At 58.6% G+C, this 23,926-nt stretch carries 25 protein-coding genes; 8 read left to right on the forward strand and 17 right to left on the reverse strand.

Annotated features, from left to right (window positions below; all coding sequences use genetic code 11):
* Positions 1 to 39 precede the first annotated feature (39 nt).
* The 3 genes from JJO78_RS05575 to JJO78_RS05585 all read left to right on the forward strand — a co-directional run bounded on the left by JJO78_RS05575 (position 40) and on the right by JJO78_RS05585 (position 1,993).
* The gene (locus JJO78_RS05575; protein WP_041335849.1) at positions 40 to 609 is read left to right on the forward strand and encodes a DJ-1/PfpI family protein; all 570 of its coding nucleotides are present in this window, start codon (positions 40 to 42) and stop codon (positions 607 to 609) included.
* A 47-nt stretch (positions 610 to 656) separates the two neighbouring features.
* A complete protein-coding gene (locus JJO78_RS05580) occupies positions 657 to 1,025 on the forward strand; it encodes a ribbon-helix-helix domain-containing protein (protein ID WP_036205757.1) in 369 nt (122 codons plus the stop codon).
* A gap of 107 nt (positions 1,026 to 1,132) precedes the next feature.
* The gene (locus JJO78_RS05585) at positions 1,133 to 1,993 is read left to right on the forward strand and encodes a PA4780 family RIO1-like protein kinase (protein WP_036204471.1); all 861 of its coding nucleotides are present in this window, start codon (positions 1,133 to 1,135) and stop codon (positions 1,991 to 1,993) included.
* Here JJO78_RS05585 and JJO78_RS05590 read toward each other — a convergent pair.
* The 7 genes from JJO78_RS05590 to JJO78_RS05620 all read right to left on the reverse strand — a co-directional run bounded on the left by JJO78_RS05590 (position 1,990) and on the right by JJO78_RS05620 (position 7,739).
* A complete protein-coding gene (locus JJO78_RS05590; protein ID WP_085681383.1) occupies positions 1,990 to 2,385 on the reverse strand; it encodes a hypothetical protein in 396 nt (131 codons plus the stop codon). The two genes, JJO78_RS05585 and JJO78_RS05590, sit on opposite strands and share 4 nt — an antisense overlap.
* 23 nt (positions 2,386 to 2,408) lie before the next feature.
* On the reverse strand, positions 2,409 to 2,942 hold the full coding sequence (locus JJO78_RS05595) for a hypothetical protein (protein ID WP_041335843.1): 534 nt from the start codon (positions 2,940 to 2,942) through the stop codon (positions 2,409 to 2,411).
* A gap of 136 nt (positions 2,943 to 3,078) precedes the next feature.
* Positions 3,079 to 3,753 (reverse strand): hypothetical protein, encoded by a 675-nt coding sequence (locus JJO78_RS05600; RefSeq protein WP_075195877.1) that lies wholly within the window; start codon positions 3,751 to 3,753, stop codon positions 3,079 to 3,081.
* Entirely contained in the window at positions 3,754 to 4,098 is a 345-nt protein-coding gene (locus tag JJO78_RS05605) for a YdbL family protein (RefSeq protein ID WP_091641902.1), read from the reverse strand.
* Between the two features lie 29 nt (positions 4,099 to 4,127).
* On the reverse strand, positions 4,128 to 4,346 hold the full coding sequence (locus JJO78_RS05610; protein WP_075195878.1) for a YnbE family lipoprotein: 219 nt from the start codon (positions 4,344 to 4,346) through the stop codon (positions 4,128 to 4,130).
* 5 nt (positions 4,347 to 4,351) lie between these two features.
* On the reverse strand, positions 4,352 to 6,151 hold the full coding sequence (locus JJO78_RS05615; RefSeq protein WP_185906432.1) for a YdbH domain-containing protein: 1,800 nt from the start codon (positions 6,149 to 6,151) through the stop codon (positions 4,352 to 4,354).
* Positions 6,152 to 6,170: 19 nt separating this feature from the next.
* On the reverse strand, positions 6,171 to 7,739 hold the full coding sequence (locus tag JJO78_RS05620) for a bifunctional GNAT family N-acetyltransferase/carbon-nitrogen hydrolase family protein (RefSeq protein WP_036204463.1): 1,569 nt from the start codon (positions 7,737 to 7,739) through the stop codon (positions 6,171 to 6,173).
* 159 nt (positions 7,740 to 7,898) lie between these two features.
* Here JJO78_RS05620 and JJO78_RS05625 point away from each other — a divergent pair, with 159 nt between their 5' ends.
* Positions 7,899 to 8,402, forward strand: coding sequence for a C40 family peptidase (locus JJO78_RS05625; protein ID WP_036204461.1), 504 nt, complete (start codon positions 7,899 to 7,901; stop codon positions 8,400 to 8,402).
* Here JJO78_RS05625 and JJO78_RS05630 read toward each other — a convergent pair.
* Together JJO78_RS05630 and JJO78_RS05635 are read right to left on the reverse strand one after the other, a co-directional pair.
* A complete protein-coding gene (locus JJO78_RS05630; protein WP_036204460.1) occupies positions 8,399 to 9,436 on the reverse strand; it encodes a sodium:calcium antiporter in 1,038 nt (345 codons plus the stop codon). The two genes, JJO78_RS05625 and JJO78_RS05630, sit on opposite strands and share 4 nt — an antisense overlap.
* 34 nt (positions 9,437 to 9,470) lie before the next feature.
* A complete protein-coding gene (locus tag JJO78_RS05635; protein ID WP_036204458.1) occupies positions 9,471 to 9,866 on the reverse strand; it encodes a DUF2784 domain-containing protein in 396 nt (131 codons plus the stop codon).
* A 176-nt stretch (positions 9,867 to 10,042) separates the two neighbouring features.
* Here JJO78_RS05635 and JJO78_RS05640 point away from each other — a divergent pair, with 176 nt between their 5' ends.
* On the forward strand, positions 10,043 to 11,161 hold the full coding sequence (locus JJO78_RS05640; protein WP_051946617.1) for a GGDEF domain-containing protein: 1,119 nt from the start codon (positions 10,043 to 10,045) through the stop codon (positions 11,159 to 11,161).
* Between the two features lie 131 nt (positions 11,162 to 11,292).
* A complete protein-coding gene (locus JJO78_RS05645) occupies positions 11,293 to 13,863 on the forward strand; it encodes a GcvT family protein (RefSeq protein WP_127400816.1) in 2,571 nt (856 codons plus the stop codon).
* 27 nt (positions 13,864 to 13,890) lie between these two features.
* On the opposite strand, the gene JJO78_RS05650 is transcribed toward JJO78_RS05645, so the two are convergent.
* Positions 13,891 to 15,273 (reverse strand): L-serine ammonia-lyase, encoded by a 1,383-nt coding sequence (locus JJO78_RS05650; RefSeq protein WP_127400815.1) that lies wholly within the window; start codon positions 15,271 to 15,273, stop codon positions 13,891 to 13,893.
* 329 nt (positions 15,274 to 15,602) lie between these two features.
* Between JJO78_RS05650 and JJO78_RS05655 the strand changes: the two genes are divergently transcribed.
* On the forward strand, positions 15,603 to 16,715 hold the full coding sequence (locus JJO78_RS05655; protein ID WP_036204452.1) for a GlxA family transcriptional regulator: 1,113 nt from the start codon (positions 15,603 to 15,605) through the stop codon (positions 16,713 to 16,715).
* On the opposite strand, the gene JJO78_RS05660 is transcribed toward JJO78_RS05655, so the two are convergent.
* The 3 genes from JJO78_RS05660 to JJO78_RS05670 form a co-directional block, all read right to left on the reverse strand.
* Positions 16,707 to 18,443, reverse strand: a complete 1,737-nt coding sequence (locus tag JJO78_RS05660) for a formate--tetrahydrofolate ligase (protein ID WP_075195882.1) — start codon at positions 18,441 to 18,443, stop codon at positions 16,707 to 16,709. The genes JJO78_RS05655 and JJO78_RS05660 overlap by 9 nt on opposite strands.
* Complete coding sequence (locus tag JJO78_RS05665) at positions 18,424 to 19,353, reverse strand: methylenetetrahydrofolate reductase (RefSeq protein WP_075195883.1); 930 nt, start codon at positions 19,351 to 19,353, stop codon at positions 18,424 to 18,426. Before JJO78_RS05665 ends, JJO78_RS05660 begins: the two co-directional genes overlap by 20 nt.
* A 72-nt stretch (positions 19,354 to 19,425) precedes the next feature.
* Entirely contained in the window at positions 19,426 to 20,787 is a 1,362-nt protein-coding gene (locus JJO78_RS05670) for a glycine cleavage T C-terminal barrel domain-containing protein (RefSeq protein ID WP_036204446.1), read from the reverse strand.
* A gap of 217 nt (positions 20,788 to 21,004) precedes the next feature.
* On the opposite strand from JJO78_RS05670, the gene JJO78_RS05675 reads away from it, so the two are divergent.
* Positions 21,005 to 21,406 (forward strand): DUF2721 domain-containing protein, encoded by a 402-nt coding sequence (locus tag JJO78_RS05675; protein WP_036205745.1) that lies wholly within the window; start codon positions 21,005 to 21,007, stop codon positions 21,404 to 21,406.
* Positions 21,407 to 21,417: 11 nt separating this feature from the next.
* Here the strand turns inward: JJO78_RS05675 and JJO78_RS05680 are convergent, their stop codons facing one another.
* The 4 genes from JJO78_RS05680 to JJO78_RS05695 are packed head-to-tail and all read right to left on the reverse strand — an operon-like array spanning position 21,418 to position 23,914.
* A complete protein-coding gene (locus JJO78_RS05680; protein ID WP_036204444.1) occupies positions 21,418 to 22,761 on the reverse strand; it encodes a diguanylate cyclase domain-containing protein in 1,344 nt (447 codons plus the stop codon).
* A gap of 3 nt (positions 22,762 to 22,764) precedes the next feature.
* Complete coding sequence (locus JJO78_RS05685; RefSeq protein WP_075195884.1) at positions 22,765 to 23,043, reverse strand: hypothetical protein; 279 nt, start codon at positions 23,041 to 23,043, stop codon at positions 22,765 to 22,767.
* 11 nt (positions 23,044 to 23,054) lie between these two features.
* On the reverse strand, positions 23,055 to 23,483 hold the full coding sequence (locus JJO78_RS05690; RefSeq protein ID WP_041335346.1) for a PaaI family thioesterase: 429 nt from the start codon (positions 23,481 to 23,483) through the stop codon (positions 23,055 to 23,057).
* 35 nt (positions 23,484 to 23,518) lie between these two features.
* Positions 23,519 to 23,914: an acyl-CoA thioesterase gene (locus tag JJO78_RS05695; RefSeq protein ID WP_036204438.1), complete on the reverse strand. Its 396-nt coding sequence runs from the start codon at positions 23,912 to 23,914 to the stop codon at positions 23,519 to 23,521.
* Positions 23,915 to 23,926 lie beyond the last annotated feature (12 nt).

Genomic DNA, 23,926 nt, shown 5'->3' on the forward strand with positions numbered 1-23,926 from the left:
TGTATTCAGGCTACCACCAACAAGCACAAGGAGACGGGTATGAACGGTAAAAAAATACTGATGATCACAGGTGATTTCACCGAGGACTACGAAACCATGGTGCCCTTTCAGGCACTTCAGGCCGTTGGCCACACGGTGCATGCGGTCTGCCCTGACAAAAAGTCAGGAGACACCGTGGCCACGGCCATCCACGACTTCGAAGGCGACCAGACCTACACCGAAAAGCCGGGCCATCGTTTCGCCCTGAACGCCGATTTCGCCGGACTCAACCCCGCGGATTATGACGCGCTTGTCGTACCCGGTGGTCGCGCCCCGGAATACCTACGCCTGAACGACGACGTCAAGAAACTGGTCCGCCACTTCTTTGAAACCGAAAAACCGGTGGCGGCCATTTGTCACGGCGCACAACTGCTGGCCGCGGCCGGTGTGCTCGAAGGCCGCGAATGCTCTGCCTACCCGGCGTGCCAACCGGAAGTGGAGCTGGCGGGAGGCCGCTTCGCCGCCATCGACGTTGACGCCGCGGTCACCGATGGTAATCTGGTGACAGCACCGGCATGGCCAGCGCATCCGCAGTGGCTGGCACAGTTTTTCAAACTGCTGGACAAGTGACGGAAACGGGGCTGCCAATGCAGCCCCGGATTCACGAGGACCACACCATGTGTAAACTCTTCGTCCACGCGGATTCCGAACTCTGGATCAGCCGCACCCATTCCCTGCGCATCGACGGCATGGTCACCAGTATTCGCATGGAGAACGCGTTCTGGAACGCACTCACAGAAATCGCCGCCCGGGACGGCATGAACCTGCCCCAGATGATCACCAGGCTTTATCACGAATCCATCGATGCCGGGCATGACCTGGGCAACTTCACCTCCTTTCTGCGGGTCTGTGCCATGCGATACGTCGCCCTGCAACTCAGCGGCGATATTCCCCGCGACACCCAGATACCCATCGCCTCCCTGGATGCCGACAAGATCCTCGCCAGGAACATGGACCAGAAGCCCCCCAGCGAAGCCACGCACTAAATCCGCGAATATGAGGGGTCTTTTACCAATTTCAGGTAAGATGCCCCCATACACGCCGGTCGACATCCGATGACCCGCCAGGCCCAACCAGCCGACCGAAAGGATCTATGAAGATACCCAAACGATTGCAGCCCCTTGTCGATGACGGCATGGTGGACGAAGTGCTCTACCAGTTGATGAGCGGCAAGGAGGCCCAGGTGTTCGTAGTGCGCTGCGGTGACAGTGTTCGCTGCGCCAAGGTGTACAAGGAGGCTCAGAAACGTAGCTTCAAACAGGCCGTTCAATACCAGGAAGGCCGTAAGGTTCGTAACAGCCGTCGCGCCCGCGCCATGGGCAAGAAAACCCGCTACGGGCAAAAGGAACAGGAAGACGCTTGGCTGAACGCCGAGGTGGACGCCCTTTATCGTTTGGCAGGCGCTGGCGTGCGAGTACCGGAACCGTTTGGGTTCGTGGATGGCGTGCTGCTGATGGAGATGATTGCCGACGAAGACGGCAAAGCAGCGCCACGGCTGGACGATGTCACACTCACGCCGGAGCAGGCCCGGGATTATCACAGCAAAGTCATTGCTGACGTGGTGCGCATGCTCAGCGCCGGCCTGATCCATGGCGACCTGTCAGAGTTCAATGTACTGGTCGATGCCACTGGCCCGGTCATCATCGACCTGCCGCAGGCGGTTAATGCTTCTGGCAACAACAGCGCGGAAAGAATGCTGGAACGGGACGTGGACAACATGCGCCGTTATTTTGGCCGCTTCGCCCCTGAACTGTTGAACACGGATTATGGCAAGGAAATCTGGGCGCTCTATGAGTCCGGCGACCTGCACCCCGACAGCCGGCTGACCGGGTGTTTCGAGCACGACACGGAAAGCGCGGATGTGGACGAGCTGATGGCGGTTATTGATGCCGCGAAAGAGGAAGAGCGCGAACGCCTGGAACGCCTGAGGGATGCCGAGGCCGGCGACGACTAACCGGCCTTCCCCACGAACCGGGCTGCCATACGGTCTGACAACATCAGGTGGGCTAGCGCCGGGTACGGCAGGTAGTGACTAAGCAGGAACAGTACTCCCGAGGAATCCAGCCCGGCAGACAGGCCCACATAGGCACCCCAGGCCACGAACAGTGCGCCGAGAAAGCCGCCATAGGCCCACAGCACGCGCCCGCGCTCTTCACTGGTCGGCACCCGTTTCAATACCCGGGCCACCGACCAGCCGATGTAGGCCGCAATCAATGCTGCGATCACCACGGAAACCACCACCCCTGTCAACCCGAACAGGAAGCGCGCCAGATAGTTGGTGAGAAAAAACAGAACAACGGCGCTGACGGCGACAATAGTTACCCGCGAACGCTTCAGATCTTCCATACACAGAATCCCGGTCGGTTACATCACAAGGTCTGCACTGTTTTAACATTCCGGGCGCGCAGAAGCGACTTTGCTTCCTGAATCTGTTGTGTGCTTTCTGCATGAATGGCCAATACGTAATGGCCCTTGCGCAATGCTGACTGTGCCTTCATCAGATAAGGTGTATGGTCCGGGCGGATTGTTATGCCCCCTGCGAGCAATAGCCCGAGCATCAAACCAAGCGCGGTGAGCGCAGACGCTGAAACCACCGTATTCTGCGAAATAAAGCCAATGCCAAGGGCATTCAGTATCACATAGACGACAAAACCCGACACGGCACCGCCGACACTTAGGCCCACATGGGAACGCACAAGCGTCTGCCAGATACCCTGGTCTTCAGGTTCAAGTTCTTTTCCCTGGCGCCGGTCCGCGGGGCTCAACACGGATACCTGATCATTGGTCAGGCTGGTCTCGTTGCACAATGCTTTTGCCGTTCCATTGGCATCTGACTCTGTCTCGAAAACGGCAGCCACTTTGTGGCTTTCGTGCTCACCGGTCAAACTCATTGAGGGTTTCATGACAATACCTCCTGAGTCTTTCAGCGAATGGATGGGGCGTTTGCTGTGGAGCATCGCCCCTCTATCCACAAACATACAACACACATACCTGTATTTCGAATGACCATCCAGCAATAAGGCCCTCGGAGGGCCCGCTCTACCAGGCCAGCCAGATCACGTGGCGTGCGCCCTTGCCCGGTCGCAAAGCCCTGACCGTAACCGGCTCTACGGAGAAGCCCGCGCGGCGCAGCCTTTCGGTGAATGCATGCTCCGGGCCGGCGGACCAATAGGCCAGTACGCCGTCGGGGCTAAGGGACTTCTGGGCAGCTGCAATACCGTCCGGGGAGTAAATCCAGTTATTCTCCTTGCGGGTGAGCCCTTCCGGGCCGTTGTCCACATCCAGCAGGATGGCATCCCAGTTGCCATCGCCTTCTCTCAGCAACTCCGCCACATCGCCCACATGAACACTGGCACGAGCATCGTTCAGTGGATACCCGGCGGCAGCGCCCAGCGGTCCCCGGTTCCAGTCCTCGACCTCGGGTACGAGCTCCGCCACGGTTACCCTGGCATCCTCTGCCAGAGCCGACAACGCCGCAGCCAACGTGAACCCCATGCCCAGCCCACCAATCAATACCCGGGGCCCAGCCACGCCGCCGATACGCTCGCAGGCGAGCGTGGCCAGCGCGTCCTCCGAGCCATGCAGGCGGCTGTTCATCAGCTCACCGGTGGTACCGGCAATCTTGATAGAGAACTCATCATTGCGTTGCAGCAGTCGCAACCGGGTCCCGTTACCGGGAATCGTCGCTGTACCGATTTCCTGGAATCGGCCCATCTATTTTTTAACCCACTGGCCATCCTTCAGGATGTACTGCCCCGATGGTGTTCTTTCCAGTGCTTTCTGGCCAGCCACCGTTTCCACCTGGGTGACAGGAATATCGTGTTTCTCCGCAATGCGGGCGTATTCATCCCGACGTGCCTGGTTGATGGCGTCGACAATTCCCTGGGCGTTTCCGCTTGCCTTGACCACGTCCAGATAACCCGTTGGGGTTTCTCCTACCAGCCCTTGCTGTTTGGCGGTATCCAGCTGGTTTTTGGCCTCTTGCAGCCCCATGGCCGCGGCAGGTAGTGCCAGGCAAAGCACGAGGAAAAACGCACCGAGTTTGGAAAACCGTTTCATGAGTGACTCCCTGGATTCAGAATTGACCATCAGAACAACCCCTTCTCGCCGAAGAGTTCATCCACCTCTTCATCCACCTTCACGTAGATTTCATGCTGGATCTTGACGTTCAGGTTCACGGTGATGGGCTCCTTGGGCGCCTCCATTCTGACCGTAGGCGTGCAGGCTGCCATACCCAGGGTCAGTGCCAGCAGCACCAGCGTGTAACCACCTTTTCCGGACAAACCGCCCGGCCCAAATGCGACCATATTCCTTACTCCTGATTGTTTCCCGCCCCGGTGGATTGACGTTGCGCGTCCCGCTCCCGTATCAGGTTGCGCACTTTTTCTGTCACGGCTTCATTGACCCGGCCACTCAGTTGCAGGCTGGTCAGCAACGCTGGAATGTCCTCTTCCAGATTGATATTCAGGACAATGGGATGACCATCTCGTACTTCAGGGCTGCTGCCTTCCAACCGCAATCCCAGCATAAGGGTACCATCCTGAGCGTAGTCTATCGTGCTGTTGAGAACCGAGTAGTGAAAGTTTTCCATGGCCTGAACCACCAGTGCCATCGCCTGGTTACCCTGGGCCATCCCCTTCAATCGATCGGCTGGCAGTTTTAGCGTGCCGCCAGGGGCCACCGCCTGGACCTGCCCGGCATCAATGCTCACACCCTCCGGACCAACCCGGACCGGAATGGCGCCCTGAAGCAAACCACTGCCCGCCAACCCCTCGGCGGGGTATACCTGCATCAGTTTCGCCAGCTCAATGCCGCTGAGTTCAAGGGAAATCCGCAGCGGCATGTCAGCGAGTTGCCATTCTCCGGGTGTGACCCGAACCTCACCACCCAGAAGTTCGGAAGAGGCCTGGTCCAGAACCAGGGTACCGTTGGCAATCTGATCCCGCGGCGAGCGATAGAGGCCGGCGACCCGGGCATCGCGCAAGGCGATGCCAGGATTGAGGGCATCCAATACCAGGTCGGAGGTCCGAACATTTACGTGGTCATTGTCCAGGTTCAGATTCACCCTGCCGTCGAGACCGGTCCAGGCCGTCCGGTCGTACAATCCATCAAGATTATCGAAAACAAGATCTCCCTGAACGCGGAAGCCCTGGGATGGGAAGCGCGCACTCAGGGCCGTCTCGACGCGGCCGTCACTCACCTCGAGCGCCGCTGGCCACGCGGTGAACGTATCCGCCAGCGCGCGACCGCCACTTGCTCCGGCAGCGTTCATGCTCACCTCAAGCGCCGGTATCCCTTCGAACGGATAGTTCATGTCCATGTCAGCATCGACGCCGGCGTCCGACGAAAGCCTGCCGTCGATCTTCAATTCGCTGAGGGTGCCGTCCAGCTGCCCATCGAATCGCCAGGGCTGGGGAAGCAACTGGGGGTGGTGAATGGTGGCGACGGTCGCCTCAAACGGCCCCTCGACCGCAAGACGCTCCAATGCCATGAGGGCAAGCTGATACTCCCCGACCAGAGTCACACCGGCCAGGTTGACCCACAGGCCATCCAACCGGGAATCCTTGCCCGGCGCGGCAATATCGTCGAACTCGACGCGGCTTTGTTCACCGAGGGTCAGTGTTGCAGACCGCTCGCTGGCTGTACCGCTGACCGTCAGGTTTATCCGGCCCTCACCTATGGTCCAGCCAGCAAGGCCCCGTTCAGCCAGACGCCCTTCGATCTTCATGGCGTTGGTGGTGAGTAGCCGTTCACCGGGTTCCAGGGGCCTTGAGATTGTCAGATCGCCCTCGGCATGGACACCTTGCGGCAGAGTCAGTGCCAGTTGTTCGATCACAATGGCCTCGGGCATGGGGCCATACCAGTGCCAGCGCCAGGCCAGCGACAGTTGCTTCCCCACCAGGTGATAGCGCTGCCCTTCCCGGCTCTGGGTCGCAGACAATCGGTCCAGCCGCAGGCCCGCCAGCGAGACGTCACCCCATCGCCATTCAAGGTTGCTGATGCCGTTGGCCTTCCGCCAGGTCTCCCACGCCACAAGGGCGTACAGGCCTCCCGCCATCGACAACATGACAATCAGGCTCAGAAGCAGTAGCAGGCATCGGCGTAATGTCATGAAAGCAGCCATCAATGGGTCAGTGTCCGCGCCAGTTCACCGTGTACAGGTCGTGGCGGCGATCCTTGAGGTTCTTCACGGTGCCGCTGTTGCGGGCGGTAAGCAGTGTTTCCGGCCGTAGATCGGCAAAGGCGACGGTCTCCACATTCGGCGTGGTATCCGCGGCGATGCCATCACGGGCAAAGGGAAAATCACAGGGTGTCAGGATGCAACTCTGGCCGTACTGCAACTCCATGTTGGGCACTTTGGGCAGGTTGCCGACATTGCCGGACATGACCACGAACAGCTGGTTTTCCACCGCACGGGCCTGACAACAGTACCGTACCCTCAGATAACTCTGGCGCTCATCGGTACAGAATGGCACGAACAGGATCTGGATGCCCTGGTCCACCAGATGACGCGTCAGCTCGGGAAACTCCGCATCGTAGCAAACCAGGACACCAATGGGGCCGCAATCGGTTTCAATGGCAGTGACACGGCTGCCACCGGTGATATTCCACCAATAGGCTTCGTTCGGCGTGGGGTGAATCTTGGGCTGCGAGAACACCTGTCCGTCTCTCAGGAAGACATAGGCAACATTGCGAACCCGGCCGTCCTCTTCCTTGACCGGCGTGGAGCCACCGATAATGTTGATGTTGTGCCTCAGGGCCAGATCCCGCATCAGGTTGCGGAAAGGTTCGGCATATTCCGTCACCGCTTCGATGGCTTCCGCCGGGGTCCCTTCACGGCTTTCAATGGACAGCAATTGCAGCGTGAACAACTCCGGGAACACTACGAAATCACCTTTGTAGGTGGACACCACATCCACAAAGTACCGGACGATGTCGCTGAATTCTTCAAACGATGCCACCCGGCGCTGCTGGTACTGGACCGTGCCGATCCGAACGGTGTCGGGCATTCGCCGGCCGTATCGCTTGCGCTTGCCGTTGTCGCCGTTGCGGGCCACCTTGGGATTCCGCCAGGTCAGGTGGATACCGTAACCCAGGGAAGCGTGGTCAGCATCCAGGTAGTGCGGAATAATGCCGTGGATTTCAAAACCGTTGTGTAATTGGAACGACAGTACCGGGTCCCGCTGCTTTTTCGATTTCACCGCCTCCACGTACTCTTCCACCGATTCAAACTTCTTCAGGCGTTTGGCCAGTGTCGGTAACCTGCCCGCGAACACAACGCCCTGCAATTCCAGCGCCTGGCAGAGCGTTTTACGTTCGTTGTACAGGCGCTCACCAATCCGGTAGCCACGGCAGTCGGGGTCTACACACACCTCCATGCCGTACAGCCACTCCCCTTCCGGGTCGTGGCGCGATGCATAACCATTACCGGTAATTTCTGTCCAGTCATGGGGCGCCAATGCAACGTCTTCACCAATACGAAACGTGGCGCAATACCCCACCACGCGGTCACCCAGCATGGCGACAAACTGGCCCTCAGGAAAGGTGTTGATCTGCCCTGTCAGGGGGCCAGCGGTGTAGCCATACATCCCTGTGCCCGCGTACACCCGGCGGCTCAGGGCGATGATTCCCGGTATATCGCCAAGGGTGGCGTTTCTTACGTACAGGCGCTGTGTCTTGTCTGAAAAGGGAGGACTCATGGAAACCTCGGAAGCTGGAAGCCTAAAGGCATAGTTCGCGAAATGTCCTCGAGCCGTCAAGTGGCCTCTGCAGAAAACAAATCGAAGCAAACTTTAACCTGACAAACCGGCGCCAGGCCTTTTAGAGTAGGCCCATGTAAAACGATTAGAGGCTTTCCCATGAATCGGCGCCCAGTGCTTCCGATGCTCGCAATCCTGATGGCCGTCGGCCTCGCAGGCTGCGCCAGTAACCAGAACCTGCCTCCAACGAATGGCACCACCTGGCAGCCCCCTCACAACGCCACACCCGAGGATGCGGCGACAGCAGATCGGTTATGGCAGGTATTCGAGCGTTACGAAGGCACGCCCTATCGCTACGGTGGCACCTCAGCCAATGGCTTCGATTGCTCTGGCTTCATCGCCACTGCCTTCGATGAAGCCCTCGGCCGTCAGTTACCCCGTACAACCTCACAGATGCTGGCATCCGGTGACGTGGTCGGGCGTGACCAGCTGCGTGCTGGCGACCTGGTGTTTTTCCGTATCAAAGGCAAGGACCAGCATGCTGGCATCTACATGGGTGGTGACAGCTTCATTCATTCCTCGACCTCCATCGGCGTTACCCGCTCGTCCCTCAACGGATACTACTGGCGGGATCGTTTCAGCCAGGCTAGACGGTTTGACTAGCCAGCCAGTAACAACACCACGCCCAGCAGATAGAGAACCATGATAACCACGCTTTCTGTACCAATCTGACCGATACCGTGGCGCTCACGGCGGATTAATCCCATCATCAGCACGCCGGACATCAAGAGGGTGAGCGCCGCCCAGAATACGGAATCCTCCGGCATGGCATGGTAGATCGACCCGTCCCGGTAGGCGATATCGGAGGCTGCAGTAAACAGCGTGTCGAACGCGTTGCCGCCAATGATACCGCTTACAGCCAAGGTCAGAGCACCTCGGCGAACTGCGGCTATGGACGTCACCAACTCGGGTATTGACGTACTGATCGCCGTCAACATCACGCCAACAATGGTCTGGCTCAGGTTAGCCCTGTCTGCAATCACCGTTGCCGCCGGCTCCAGCATCCAGCCTGCAATTCCGAGCACCAGCATCAGCGCCAGAAATTCGATCCAAAGCCGCAGCAGCGGCGGCATGGCTGTAACGTCGTCAGGCTCGTCTTGCCGCGTGTCCCTGGTTATTGAGGGCCGCCACATGGGCGATTCCGATGCGTCCCGCACCAGGTAAATTCCGTAGATGTAGGCGCCCAGAAGAACCGGTGTGACCGGATGAACACCGAAGAACGTCACGTCCGGCAGGTGGGGCGCGAACAGGATCAACGCCAGAAGGCAAATCAGCAAGCCGTTCTGCATCATGTTCGGCACAGACGCAGCCGCATGCTCAAGATTGGCGCGACGATAAACCATATCCGCCACCGCAAGGAAAAACGTCTGGACAGCAATGCCACCCAAAGCGTTGCTCACGGCCAGTTCCGCGTTGCCGTGCCACGCTGCAGTCACCGACAGCACCGACCCACCCAGGGATGTCGATGCCCCCAGAAGCACCGCGCCCGCAGCGGCCTCTCCTATTCCAGTGCGGTCAGCGAGTTGGTCCACAACCCGTGTGATACGCGTGCCGGCCAGCGCGATAATGGCGGCACACACGAAAAACACGAGACTACCCTGAAGAAGGGTCCAGCTTCCGGGAGACGATAGCTCCACGTTAAAAATCTCCTTGGAAAAGAGAGAATGGCACCTATCTGCGCGAGCGAGGCGGAAACCACCACCAGGTAGCGACGACCACAAGCCCGAATACCGTATAGGCGGCAATGAATACCCAGGCAGGCGCATCGTAATAGAGAATCTGCTGCAGCCAATGCTCGATAAAGCTGCCGGTATAGCCATCAATACCGGCCTTTGACCGCAGCCATATTTCCAGTGTGGTCAACGGGCAGACAATGCCAAGCCAGGCCTCTGCAACCACGATGGCAATCGCACCCAGGTGAGCCAGCCGGAACCACAAATTGTTCACCCAGCGCCAACCCAGGCCGTTGCCCGCCAGCACCAGAACCAACCCGAACAGAACGAAGGCCACCACCAGCAGATGAATGGTCAGGACGGTATCGGCGAGAATCTGATAAACGTTGCCCATGACGACTGTCTACTCTATCAAATTGCCAGGTCCCCATGATCCCGCCAGACAACATCGGTTGGCAAACGTGGACTCGCGCACGGAATGCACGATAATATCTGTAGCAAATATCTACAATCTTCTGTGGTTATGTCGGCGCCCCAAGCGCGCCCGCGATAAACGGAATTACAAACGCTATGGACCCAGCACCCGGAAATCATCTCCAAGCCGTCAAAATAGAACTTAACCGCCTTGAGACCTACCGGCGGCGCACCTATCTTGGCGTTTTGGCCCTGACCGTGGCTATCATGATGCTCAGTTGGGCCTTCCGGGAACAGGGCGACCCGTTCATTACCATCGCCTACCCTGTTTTTTCTGTCATTCTCACCATTCTTGGCTTCGCATTCTGGCGCCGATCCTTGCAGCTCAGAACCATGGAAATCACCCTCGTTGCCGTGGTCGGTACGATGATACTCAGCCGCCTCGCATGGCATTTTGCGGTTGGCGACCCGCTCGGCGAACACCTTCTTTTGCTCACGGGCGGGCACTACTGGGCAGTGGGTATCATGATCGTTGGCGGTTTTATTGCGCTTGGTTTTCGGGGCGGCATGGTGACAGGTGTCGCGACCTTGCTGTTTTCGGGCGCGCTGACCACTCAGGAAGTCTCTCAATGCTTCCTGGCAGCAGGCGATCACTGTCAAAACTGGGTATACCTGCTGCGCATCCATCTGTTCCTCACCGTTCTGTTGGTGCTTACCAGCGCCGGAACGCTGCTGCGTGAACGCTCCTGGAGTGCCTTTGCGCGAGCCGAGACCCTGCACCATTGGGCGAACACAGATCCGCTATGCGGCCTGGCAAACCGCCGGGGTGCTGACCGTTTCCTGTCTGCCGAAGCCGCCCAGGCAGACCGATACCAGCGCCCTCTGACCATCATTCTGATTGATATTGACGAATTCAAGAGCATCAACGATGACTACGGCCACGAAGTTGGTGATGCGGTGATTCGCGAATTTGCCGCTATCCTTTCCAAAACCGTTCGTGAAGTGGACCTCGCCGCTCGCTGGGGCGGAGACGAATTCCTCGTCGCCACACCGGGCGTGGACCTTCGCAGCGCCCGCCACGCCGCACAACGCTGCCGCCGCGCCATTGAAAGGGCACCCATCGCGGGTGTCTCCGTGACTGCCACCGTCGGTATTGCCGAGTACCTGCCTGGACAGGGCATCGAGGATGCCATCAGCCGGGCCGACGCCATGCTATACCGCGCCAAGGCCGCTGGCCGAAACCGGGTGATTACGGAGGCCTGCGAACTGGCCTGAACGCTACGCGAGCATCCCTGCCGTTTTTGGACGACTTGATGTCGTATTGGATTTACCACCCGTGACCGATCCGGGCCACATTGAATCAAGGCCGCGCACGCGGCTGCCATTGTGGGTAAAGGGGGATCGAGATGGCACAACTACCGAAACGTGCAAAAGTCGTCATCATTGGCCAGGGCGGTATCGTTGGCTCATCGGTCGCCCACCACCTGATCGAACAGGGCTGGGATGACATCGTCGGGCTGGAAAAATCCGCCATTCCCTCGGACATCGGCTCTACCTCCCATGCCTCGGACTTCTGTTTCACTACCTCCCACGACAAGCTGAACATCTATACCACCAAGTACAGCCAGGCGTTCTATGAGAAACGCGGCAACTATGTGAAATGCGGTGGCATGGAAGTGGCCCGCGTTGATGACGACGAGCGCATGGACGAACTGCGCCGCAAGGTCGGTTCCGGCAAGGCGTTCGGCACCAACGTCAGCATGATTTCACCGCAACAGGCGAAAGAACTGTTTCCCCTGCTGAACGAAGACTGTATCCAGGGTGCCATGTGGGACCCGGACGCCGGATTGGTGGTGCCCCGCTCCCAGAGTGTCGCGGGCGATCTGGTTGAAGAGGCGATCGCTACCGGAAAATTGCAGGCCTTTGCCTACACACCGGCCATCCGCATCGACGTACAGGATGGCCAGGTACGGGGCGTTGAAACCCACAAGGGCTATATCGAAACCGAGTACGTGGTGCTGTCCATGGGCATTTGGGGGCCCCTGATGGCCAATACCGCGAACTCGCCCCTGCCACTGATGCCACTGGAACACCCGCTGCTGTTCTTCGGCCCCTATGAGGAATTGGCCGGCACCGGTAAGCAGATTGTCTATCCCTTGTTCCGCGACCAGGGCAACTCCGCCTACGTGCGGGATACTGGCGACCCTACCACCACTGAGGGTGGCCGCATTGAGTGGGGCTATTACGAAGCGGAAGATCCTCGACTGGTCTACCCCGGGGCCATTTCCGAGCCCGGCGAGGCACGGATGTCGCCATCCATGAGAGACCTGACGCTGGATCAGGTCATGGATGCCTATGAGAAAGCCATCGAAATGACGCCGATCCTCGGCGAACTGGGCTGGGAGGAAAAGCACTCCTTCAACGGCCTGCTGTCGGTCACACCCGACGGCGGATCACTGATGGGGGAATCCCCGGAAGTGCGCAACCTCTGGTTCTGTGAAGCGGTCTGGGTCAAGGACGGCCCCGGTGCAGGCAAAATCCTGGCGGACTGGATGACCCATGGCTCTCCGGAAATGGACCCCCACAGCATCGACATCGCCCGCCACTATCCGCTACAGAAAACCCCGGACTACGTGTACAACCGCTGCTACGAAACCGCCAAGAAAATCTACACCCCGGCGGTGCATCCCCGCGAGCCCTACATGACCGGTCGCAGGATGCGAACCAGCCCCTTCTATCTGCGGGAAGTCGAGCTGGGTGCCTACTTCATGGAAGCCGCCGGCTGGGAGCGGGCTCACGGCTACGCCGCCAACGAGTCCACTTTGCTGGCGAAATACCGCGACCGCATTCCAGTACGGGAACATGAATGGGACGCCCGGCATTTCTGGGAAGTGTCCAACGCCGAGCAACTGGAAATGAGCGAATCGGTGGGCATGATCAACCTTTCCCACTTCGCTATTTTCGACATCTCCGGTGACGACGCCGAAACTCTGCTGGAGTACCTGTCCGTCGCCAAGGTGGGCGGCACCATCTCTCATGGCAAGGGTGTTTATACTCACTTTCTGGATGCCCGTGGCGGCATCCGCTCAGACCTGACCATCATCCGGCGGGGCGACAACGATTATCGGGTGGTCTGCGGCGGCGACACTGGCCATCGGGACCATTGCTGGATCAAACGCATCGCACGGGAAAAAGGCCTGAACAATATCCGCCTGCAGGACCGCACCGATGAGCTGGCCACCCTGGGGCTTTGGGGGCCGAAGGCGCGGGAAACGCTGGCACAGTTCGTCACCAACCCTGACGAGCTGTCGGCAGAGAATTTCCCATTTGCCACCGCCCGGGAACTGAATGTCCAGGGCGTGCCGGTGTGGGCGTTCCGGATATCCTATGTGGGCGAACAGGGCTGGGAGCTCTACTTCCCGTTCAGCTATGGCCTGCGAATCTGGGATCTGCTGTACGACGCTGGCGTTACGCCGGTTGGCATCGAAACCTACGCCAACACGCGCCGTCTGGAGAAGAGCCTGCGGCTGCAGAACGTAGACCTCGAAACGGAGTACAACCTTTACGAAGCCGGACTCCAGCGACCCAAGGTCAAGGAGGCAGACTTCCACGGCAAGGCCGCCTACCTGGAACAACGTAGCTGGTCGCAACAGGCCGCGTACCTGTGCACCATGACCATGACGGAACATCGGGATGCCAACGGGGTATTGCGCTACCCGGTTGGCCAGTGGCCGATCCTCGACCCGCAAACCGGAGAAGTGCTGGTGGACAGTCACGGCCGCCGCTCCTGCAACACCAGCGTGGTGTGGGGGCCGTCAGTGGGCAAGATCATCCTGCTGGGGTACATTCCCGTGGAGTATGCTCAGGAGGGCCGGGAACTGACCCTGGAATACTTCCAGGAGCACTACCCCATCCGTATCGAAGCCGTCGGCTACCGGGCGCTGTTTGATCCGGACAACGAGCGGGTCAAGTCCTGAACGCTGTCGTTCAGCCAACACTGGCGGTCAGCACTCGATGATGTTGACCGCCAGCCCGCCTCTTGAAGTTTCCTTGTACTTGTCCAGCATATCGCGACCGGTTTCCCGCATGGTGTGCAGCACCTTGTCGAGGGACACAAAATGCTTGCCGTCTCCTCGCAAAGCCATAATGGCTGCGTCGATGGCTTTCACCGATGCCATGGCATTACGCTCGATACAGGGAATTTGCACCAACCCACCAATGGGGTCACAGGTCATCCCCAAATGGTGCTCCATACCAATCTCGGCCGCGTTCTCAACCTGTTCTGGTGAGCCGCCTGTCGCTGCAGCCAGGCCGGCAGCAGCCATCGCACAGGCCGATCCCACTTCGCCCTGACAACCCACTTCCGCCCCTGAAATGGACGCGTTTTCTTTGAACAGAACGCCAATTGCCGCCGCTGTCAGCATAAAGCGGACAACGCCGTCTTCATCCGCCTGGGGGCAGAACTCCCAGTAGTAGTGCAGCACCGCAGGAATAATGCCGGCGGCGCCGTTGGTCGGTGCAGTCACAATCCGACCGCCGGCCGCGTTCTCTTCATTGACGGCGAGGGCATAGAGATTCACCCAGTCGAGCGCGCTCAACGACGGCGATATCAGGTCCACTCGCGTTTTATCCATCAGCGAGCGATACAGCGACGCAGCCCTGCGCCGAACCTTGAGGCCTCCGGGCAACTCCCCTTCATGGCGGATACCGTTTTGCACACACTCACGCATCACCCGCCAGAGCTCGAGAATGCCCGCTCGAATGTCATCGGCTGTACGCCAGGCCTGCTCATTGGCCAACATTATGTCGGCGATGGTGAGCTCGTGTTCCTGGCAAAGGGCCAACAGGGTTTTCCCGCTGTTGAAGGGATAAGGCAAGGGCGTGTCGTCTGCGCGGATTTCCAGGCTGCCATCGGCGTTCGCCGCCACCACAAAACCACCGCCGACCGAGTAATAGGTATGCTCACACAGGCACTGCCCGTGCTCGTCAAATGCCTGACAGACCATGCCGTTGGGGTGTTCTGGCAGGGCTTTCCGTCGGTAATACACGATATCGGTACTCTCGCGGAAACGAATCTGATGTTGACCAGCGAGGCTGAGTGTTCCTGTGCTTCGAATACGCTCAAGCCGCCCCGGCATTTGCTCCGGATCAATCCGGGCCGGTTGCTCGCCTTCCAGCCCCATCATCACAGCCGGTCCAGTACCATGCCCCTTGCCGGTAGCACCTAAAGAGCCATACAGGGATACCTTCAGTCGATGCACGGAAGCCAGCAGACATTCATCGTCCAGGCCACCTGCAAACCGGCGCGCGGCCTCCATGGGCCCGACGGTATGGGAACTGGACGGGCCAATGCCTGCCTTGAACAGCTCAAACAGACTGACAGCCACTTTTCAGCCTCCTACCTTGGGGTGTGTTTCAAGGATAGCGCCTTCAACGATCCGCCGCCTGCTTGCTGACGACATTCGAACGATGGTTTACGACAGCTCTGATCAACCAGAATAGTGGCATAAACGTCGCTTCTGGATCATTCCGCAAACTCCCGTGTCGGTTGTGGACCATTCGCTACCGGGCCGCCAGCATAGAATGAGATCACATTGGAACTGATCACTTATTGCACTATCAGAAGGCAACAACTAGTGTTCAGGTTGAGGTAATACAATTGGTGTGACAGCCAGACATTGCCGCGACAGGCCCAGGCGGGGCAAGGGGGTTTACCATGACCGCTGACACAGGCTCACACACAGACAGGCCCGCCCAAGAGCCCTATCGGGTCGGCTTCCTGCTGATCGATAATTTCACCCTGATTGCCCTCGCCACGGCCGTTGAGCCACTGCGCATGGCCAACCAATTGGCCGGTACTGAACTCTATTCCTGGAAGCTGCTTACCGCCGAAGGCGAACCTGCCCGTGCCAGCGATGGCATTACCATGCTGCCCGACGGGTCGATCCAGGAAGAGCACCGGTTTGACCTGGTGATCGTGGTGGCCGGTATTGATGTTACCCGGAGTTTTTCCCGCAAAGAGGTCGTCTGGTTGAAGCAGATGGCGCGTCGCCACGTCCTCCTTGGGGCGGTCTGCACTGGCCCCTATGTCCTGGCCAGCGCAGGCCTTCTCGACGGTCATGCCTGTAGCGCCCATTGGGAATGCCTGGAGGCCATGCAGGAGGGTTTCCCACGGGTACAGACCAACAACCGCCTGTTCACCGTCGAGCGGGAACGCATGACCTGTACCGGTGGTACCGTCCCCATGCACATGATGCTCAGCTTTCTAGCAAGGCGTCACGGCCAGGAGCTCAGTAATGCAATATCCCACATGTTTGTGTGCGACCGGGTGCGCGAGGAAAGTGAACAGCAACCGATGCCCATGCACCCGCGACTGGCGTGCGCCCAACCCAAACTGGCGGAGGCGGCCCAGTTGATGGAGGCCAATATCGAAGAGCCCATCGAACTGAAGGAGCTGGCAACACTGGCCGGCATTTCGCGGCGGCAACTGGAACGGTTGTTCCTCAAGCACACGGGCTGCACGCCTTCGCGCTATTACCTGCGGGTGCGCCTTAACCGGGCACGCCGATTGCTCAAGCAGACATCCTGCTCGATTGTGGAAATCGCCTCCATGTGTGGGTTCGTGTCCGCCACCCACTTCAGCCGATGCTATCGCAAGACCATGGGGCGAGCGCCCAAACACGAGCGAATGGAAATTTATTCCCAGGGCTCTTCCAGCGCGGTTTTTACCGATTCCATGGCCAGCCTGCCGTCTTCCTCTCTGCAGGCATTGAGGCGCGCCCGGTCTGAGCCGACCTATGGCATTTTCGAGAACACCGGGTCAGGTTAACCCCACCACCAGGCCGTTTTCATCCAGAGCAATGTCCAGTGCCGCGGGATGGCGTGGCAAACCGGGCATGGTCATGATGTCACCACACACCGCCACCACAAAGCCGGCGCCAGCTGCCAGGCGCACTTCCCTTACCGGAAGCATATGGCCGGACGGCGCTCCCTTCACCGACGAGTCCGCCGAAAAGCTGTACTGAGTCTTGGCAATACATACTGGCAGGTGGCCAAACCCCAGGCTTTCGTATTCCTCCAGCTGCCGCTTCGCCACCGTGGTGAATTCCACGCTACCGGCGTGGTAGATACGCGTGGCGATAGTGCGGATTTTATCCGCCAGCGGCAGGCCGTCTTCATAGAGAAAGTTCACCTCAGGTGTGCCTTCGTCCATCTGATCAAGCACCGCCTGGGCCAGTTCGGTGGCACCCTCACCACCCATGGCCCAGTGGTCGGCAGGCACAGCTCGCACACCCAGCGACTCACTGATGGACTGCACCAGCGACATTTCCTCCTCGGTATCGTCTGGGAAACGGTTGATGCACACCACTGGCGTCAGTCCGAACTGCTGCAGATTACGAACGTGTCGCTCCAGGTTGGCGGCACCGGCCCTCAAAGCAGCAAGGTCGGGAACGGAGAGCTGGCTGCGAGGGACCCCACCCTGCATCTTGAGTGCTCTAATGGTACAGACAACCACGGCGGCGTCTGGCCGCAAGCCTGTTTGCCGGCACTTGATATCTATGAACTTTTCCGCCCCCAGGTCGGCGCCAAATCCCGCCTCGGTGACGACCACATCGTTCAGTGCCAGAGCCGCACGGGTGGCGGTCACGGAGTTGCAGCCATGGGCGATATTGGCAAACGGCCCACCGTGGATAAACACCGGGTTGTGCTCCAAACTCTGGACCAGATTAGGCTGCAGCGCTTCTTTCAGAAGCACGGTTAACGACCCTTCCACACCCAGGTCACGAACGGTCACCGGAGTCATATCAGAGCGCCTGCCGATAATGATATTGCCCAGCCGCTGCTTGAGGTCCGCCCGACCGTCCGCCAGGCACAGGATCGCCATGATCTCGGAGGACACCGTAATATCGAACCCGGTTTCCCGGGGCACGCCATGGGCCGCACCACCAAGTCCGCACACCATGTTGCGCAGGGATCGGTCGGTAAGATCCATCACCCTCCGCCAGCTCACATAACGAGGGTCCAGGCCAGTTTCATTACCCCAGTGAATGTGGTTGTCGATCAACGACGCCAGCAGATTATGGGCCGTGGTGATGGCGTGGAAGTCACCGTTGAAATGCAGATTGATGTCTTCCATCGGAATCACCTGCGCGCGGCCACCGCCGGCTGCGCCCCCTTTCATGCCGAAACAGGGGCCCAGGGAGGGCTCCCGCAGGCACACGGACGAACGCACGCCCAGGCGATTGAAACCGTCGTTCAATCCCACACTGGTGGTGGTCTTGCCCTCCCCCGCTGGCGTGGGCGTTATGGCGGTCACCAGTACCAGCTTGCCCCGGGGCGCACTATCTGAGGTATCCACATAGGCCATATCCAGTTTGGCCTTGTAGTGGCCGAACGGCACCAGACTCTCCCCTGGCAGACCGAAACGCTGCTGGGCCAGCAGCAGAATAGACTGAGGCTGGACCGAGCGAGCGATCTCAATGTCAGGAGTGCCCGGCGGCGGAAAGTCAGCTTCCGGTGGTGTTGCGGGTGTCAGCTTACTGTACTGAAGACTCATGGAACTGACCTCTCTGGTCCTCAATGGACCCACTGTGTTCTTGAATCCATTGCGCCGATTGGCGCAGGCCACCGAATGGGAAAAGATGAATGCCCCGTAGCAAAGTATCCGGGTTGTCCAGGCAATACTGGACAAGCGCGCGCACCATTCCGTCCGGCGACCACGCACGCAACAGTTTGGCGCTGCCAGGGCGTCGCAGCATCAGGCGGGCCGATGCTCCCACTCCGCATTGAGCCGCATAGGCAATGAGCGTTTTCACCCGTGTCGGGCCGGCCATGCCAATGTATACCGGCACCTCTTCCAGGATGCTGCCGAGGCTTTGCAGCCAGTCGATGACCACGTTGGCGTCAAAGGTGAACTGGGTGACCACCCAGAGCCGCGTGGACGTCGTGCGCGCGTATTCGCGTTTGATACCAAGGGCCTGGATGAGTGTTGCCCGGTCCGCCATGGGATGCCCGTCCGGATGGGCTGCCACACCGATACCATGGAATTGGAACTGGGCCAGCAAGCCAGATTCCAGAACGGCCAGGGTATCTGGAAAAGGGCCGGCGATCGCATCGCTGTCGCCGGCAATCAGCAGTAAACGGTCAACGCCGCTTTCATTCAGTTGCGAGAGCCAGTCCCGAAGTTGCCCGCGGCTCTCGGCCATACGTGCGGGTACGTGAGGAATCGGCTGCATGCCAACGCTCAGCAGATGTCGGCATGCCCGCAGGGTATCGCTGAACTGGCCTTTTGGCAGAAAAGGCACGTAGACACAGGTGCCCCGCGGCAGCAAATCCGGCAAATGCTCCTGTGCCAGTATCTGGCGGGGTGTTGCCTCAATGGACGCCCAACGTACCAGGGCCTGCATCCGTGCGGTGGCTTCCGCGTCATGGGCACTGAACGGCTGTTTATCACTCACCAGTTTCATGAATCACGCACCCCATTGATACCTGCTTGCATCGGGCAGGCGACGGCCACCGCCGTCTGCCCCACTGCATTGCTAGTCCGCGAAGTCGATTCCCTTCGCCCGTGCCCTCTCGCGGGCGTTGGGGTTCACCGAAGGCCGGAACGGAACTTCCACCACTTCCGCCTCGACAGCCGTTGAGCCATCCGTAGCGGCGTATTCCACCGGCAGGTGGACCGTCAGGCGGGTGCCAACAGCACGCAGGTCAAACGGCACATAGGCCAAGCCAATATTGGTTTCCAGCTCGGGCGAATACCAGGGCGAGGTAACATAGCCCTCTGGCTCGCCGCCTTCTGGTCCGCTGACCAGCCAGAAGTCGTTGGCATAGTCGGTTACCTGGCCACCGCCAAAACGGATACCCACCATGATGTGACTGAAAGGCGGTCGGCCAGCGTCCAGTTGCTCGCGGACTTTCTCGAGCTTCTGCTTACCGATGTAATCCGCGTCCTTGTTGCGAGGCACCTGATACGCCAGGTTGCACTGGAATGGCAGGGTTTCCTGATCCACATCCTGGCCCCAGGAAAGGATACCGGCAGCAATTCGGCGGTGATGCGCCGGCGCAATCACTCTCAGATTGTGGGCCTCACCGGCGGCAAGCACGGTGTACCAGAGGTCTTCGGCGTATTTGGTGGCTTCCTTGAGGTAAATCTCGTAACCCTTCTCACCGGTAAAACCGGTTTGGGAGATAATCACGTCATGACCGGCCACCTGGCCCTCCATCAAGCCATAGTACGGAATCTCCTTCACGCGCTCACCGAACAGGTCAGCCATGAGCGCCTCAGATTTGGGACCCTGGATCTGCACCGGTGCTACATCGATTTCCGCGATGGTGACGTTGAAGCCCATCCCGATGTTGACGCCCCGCAACCAGAATTCCAGGTCGCTATCGGAAAGGGAGAACCAGAACTCGTCCTCGGCAACACGAAGCAGAACCGGGTCATTGAGAATGCCGCCCTCTTCATTGCACAAGATGACGTACTTGCCACGCATAGGTTTTATCTTGGTGGCATCTCGAGTAATCACATAGTTCACGAAGCGTTCCGCGTCCGGCCCCTTTACCTGAATCTGGCGCTCTACGGCGACATTCCACATGGTGACGTCATGTATCAGCGACTCGTATTCCACCATGGCGCCGCCATCTTCCGGACGGACATAGCCCCGGGGGTGATACATACGGTTGTAAACGGTCGCCCGCCAGCATCCAGCTTCGTACGCCAGGTGCCAGTATGGCGACTTGCGTACACGGGTGGAGATCAACATCTCCACCGGCGTGGGGCCGGACTGGCGCAGGTTAATGGGAACCCGACGGTCGGACTGGTCAACACTGTCAGGCTGGCGGGCGGCGCCCGCCCGTTGCTGCGGATAATCCAGAAGTGCTTGCTCAAATTTAACGGCCATTGCTATCTCCCCCTACCGGGTTGTCGATAGCTCTAATGTGACCCTGTTTTCAGTTATCAGGTTGAACCAATACGACACTGGCACAACCAAAAACGTCAACACCACCGTGATGAATCCTGGAAGCCGCGCCAAAGTGCCAAGCATGAGATGGGGCTACAGCAACCGACAAAGCCTGCTATATTGGTCAAACCTGTCCGTGCAGATCAAGGAGTCGACGTTGACACTGACCACCCCCGCCCTTCTGTTTCCCGCCATTTCACTGTTGCTGCTGGCCTACACCAATCGCTTTCTTGTTCTAGCGCAATTGATACGCCAGCTTAAGCAAATGGATACGGAAGAAGACCATGCCCTTATCGCCCGCCAGATCAGCATGCTGCGCAAACGCATTTTGCTGACTAAACGGATGCAGGCTTACGGTGTACTCAGCTTTTTTGTCTGCACCATGTCCATGTTTGTTCTGTTTGTGGGAGCTCAGCTTGCAGGGGCCATCGCGTTCGGCATCAGCCTGATATTACTGTCGGTCTCATTGTTGTATTCGCTGTACGAAATCGTGATTTCGACCAACGCCATCAACGTTGAGCTTGAAAACTTCGAAGCCAGGAAACGAGCCGGGGAGTAACACGCAAACGTTCAGGAAACCGGATCCGGTCTTCCTTTTTTCATCCGGTACATGGCGCTGTCTGCGTAGCGAATCAGTGCTTCATGGTTGTCCCCGTGTTCGGGATAGACAGCCACACCAATACTTGGAATCAATGTCAGGGATGCCATCGGCAACTCGTAGGGTTCACTGAGAGTTGCCCGCAATTTTTCAGCAACACTGTCCGCGTCACTTGGCTGTTCAATTCCATCAAGCAGCACGATGAACTCATCGCCACCCAGCCGACCAACCGTATCTGCGGCCCGAACCCCCTGCACCAATCGGCGAGCCATTTCCTGCAAGACCTGATCTCCGACGGCGTGTCCGTAGGTATCGTTGACCTGCTTGAAGTCATCCAGATCGAGGTACAGTATCGCCAGAAAGCCGACTTCCCTGGCTGCACGCGCAAGCGCTGTCTGAATCCGGTCCAGGACCAGGCTACGGTTCGGCAATTCCGTCAGCTGGTCGTACCTGGCCATATGCTCCAATTGCGCTTGCATTTGCTTACGCTCCACCGCGGCGGCAACCTGTATGCCGACAAACTCCAACAGCTCTCTGTCTTCGTCCGTGTAACACGCACTCTTTGATTGCCTTTGTACGGCAATCGCGCCGAACACACCCTGGGATGATTTCAGAGGCACACCCAGCCAGTGGTGACGTACCTCAACGTGCGAGGTATCGATCGCCTGAGGCGAAAAAGCCACGCTGCTTCCGGGCGTCAGCAACAGAGCCCTGGCGGAACGGATGACCTGTTCACAGAGAGAACCGATATCCTGAGAGAAACCGGGGGTTCCCGTCTCATGACGGTCGGCATTATAGGGAAAGTACAACTCACCGCCCTGCGTATCCACGAGCGCCACCATAAAAGCAGGCGCTGACATCAGGCCTTCCACAACCTGGTGAATTCGCCGGAACATGGCAGGCAGGCTATCCGAACTGTTCGCTGCGTCCGATATGGCATACATGGCGGCCTGCATAGCCTCGGCCCGCTTGCGCTGGGTCACGTCACGGGCGACCGCCACGCGGATCTGTTCCTTTTCAGACCAACGGGCAGACCACATGATATGGGCTGTTGAGCCATCCTTGCGGATGTAACGGTTCTCAAAGTACGGCTTCAGCTCTCCCCGCAGGATTTCTTTGACAGCCTGGCGCGTTTTCTCAAGGTCCTCCGGATGAACAAAATCCAGGATTCGCCGTCCAATCATTTCCTCCGGCAGATAACCAAATACCCGCTCACTGGCTGCGCTGACGTAGCGAACGTAGCCATCGCGATCTACAACGCAGAGTGCGTCCAGCAGCAGGTCGATAAAGCTTTCCGGCGGAATGGTGGGGCCCATGGCCTATCGGGTGCCCCAGATCCGGGCTACAGCACTATCGCTGCCCAGCAGTCCTACCACGAAACAGACGAGACTGATCACGAAAAACAGCACAATAGGTAACAAAGCGCTGAAGGTTTCCGCGAAGATTGAAAAGAAAAGCGACACCCCGGACAGAACCAGGAACAGGAAACCGACCACCAGCAGTATTTTACGATGCGACTGACGATAACCCTCGACGCTTCCACCTTTCTCGAAAAAACAGAGAATGGGCCAGAACAGCTTTCGAAAAATGTCTTTCACTGCACGCCACCTCACCTGTTTTTGGGGCTGACAATGGCCAGTGTCACCGTTGCCTTGGAGACAAGCCTCATGTCGCCGGCCTTGCCACAGTACACCTCAGACTCTACCACGGTTAACGTGGAGCCTGCCTTGAGCACAGTGGCGACACACTCGATATGTGTCCCGCTGGCTGACCGCAGCAGCTTCAGCGAGAAATCCGATGTCAGGACCATCTGCCCGGATTTAACAGCGGAGGCACCGGCAGCACCGGCCGTATGATCCGCCACCGTAGCCTGCACCCCGAAGTGCACGAAACCGTCCTGCTGCAGATGCCGTTCCGCCAGTACCAGACGGGAGCGACATTCACCGGTTTTGATAGACACCAGTTCCAGACCAATATCTGCAACAAACGGTGCCGATGAAAAAATCCGTTCCACTTCGTTATTGTTAAGCGTGTCCACGTTGTCTCCGGAACTGTGGTTGGCAATCCAGCGGTTTATGCCTCAAAAGTATGCACTGCAAGCTCGCTACGAACCGCTTCAGGGATGGGGACCGACTTTTGAGTCTCGTAGTCGAAATGAATCAGCACGGTAACGCCACGCGCAACCAAAACACCATTTTGCCAAGCTTCCTGGATTACCTCGAAGGAAGAGTTGCCGACTTTGCCAATTCCGGACCGCACCTTAACAGGCGTGGCCCAGTAACACTGGGCTTTGAGATCAATTTCCATGCGGGCGAGAATCAGTGGCCAGCCTTTCGGCTCCAGGGAAGGATGGAATATACGGAACACCGGTGTTCTCGCCTGCTCAAACCAGACCGGGTAAACCGTGTTATTGATATGGCCAAGTGCGTCGGTGTCGCTGAATCTTGGTTCGGTTTCGTAGTGGAACATTTGACTCCCCTT

The organism is Marinobacter sp. DS40M6 (assembly GCF_028581595.1).
Taxonomy (GTDB): Bacteria; Pseudomonadota; Gammaproteobacteria; order Pseudomonadales; family Oleiphilaceae; genus Marinobacter; species Marinobacter salarius.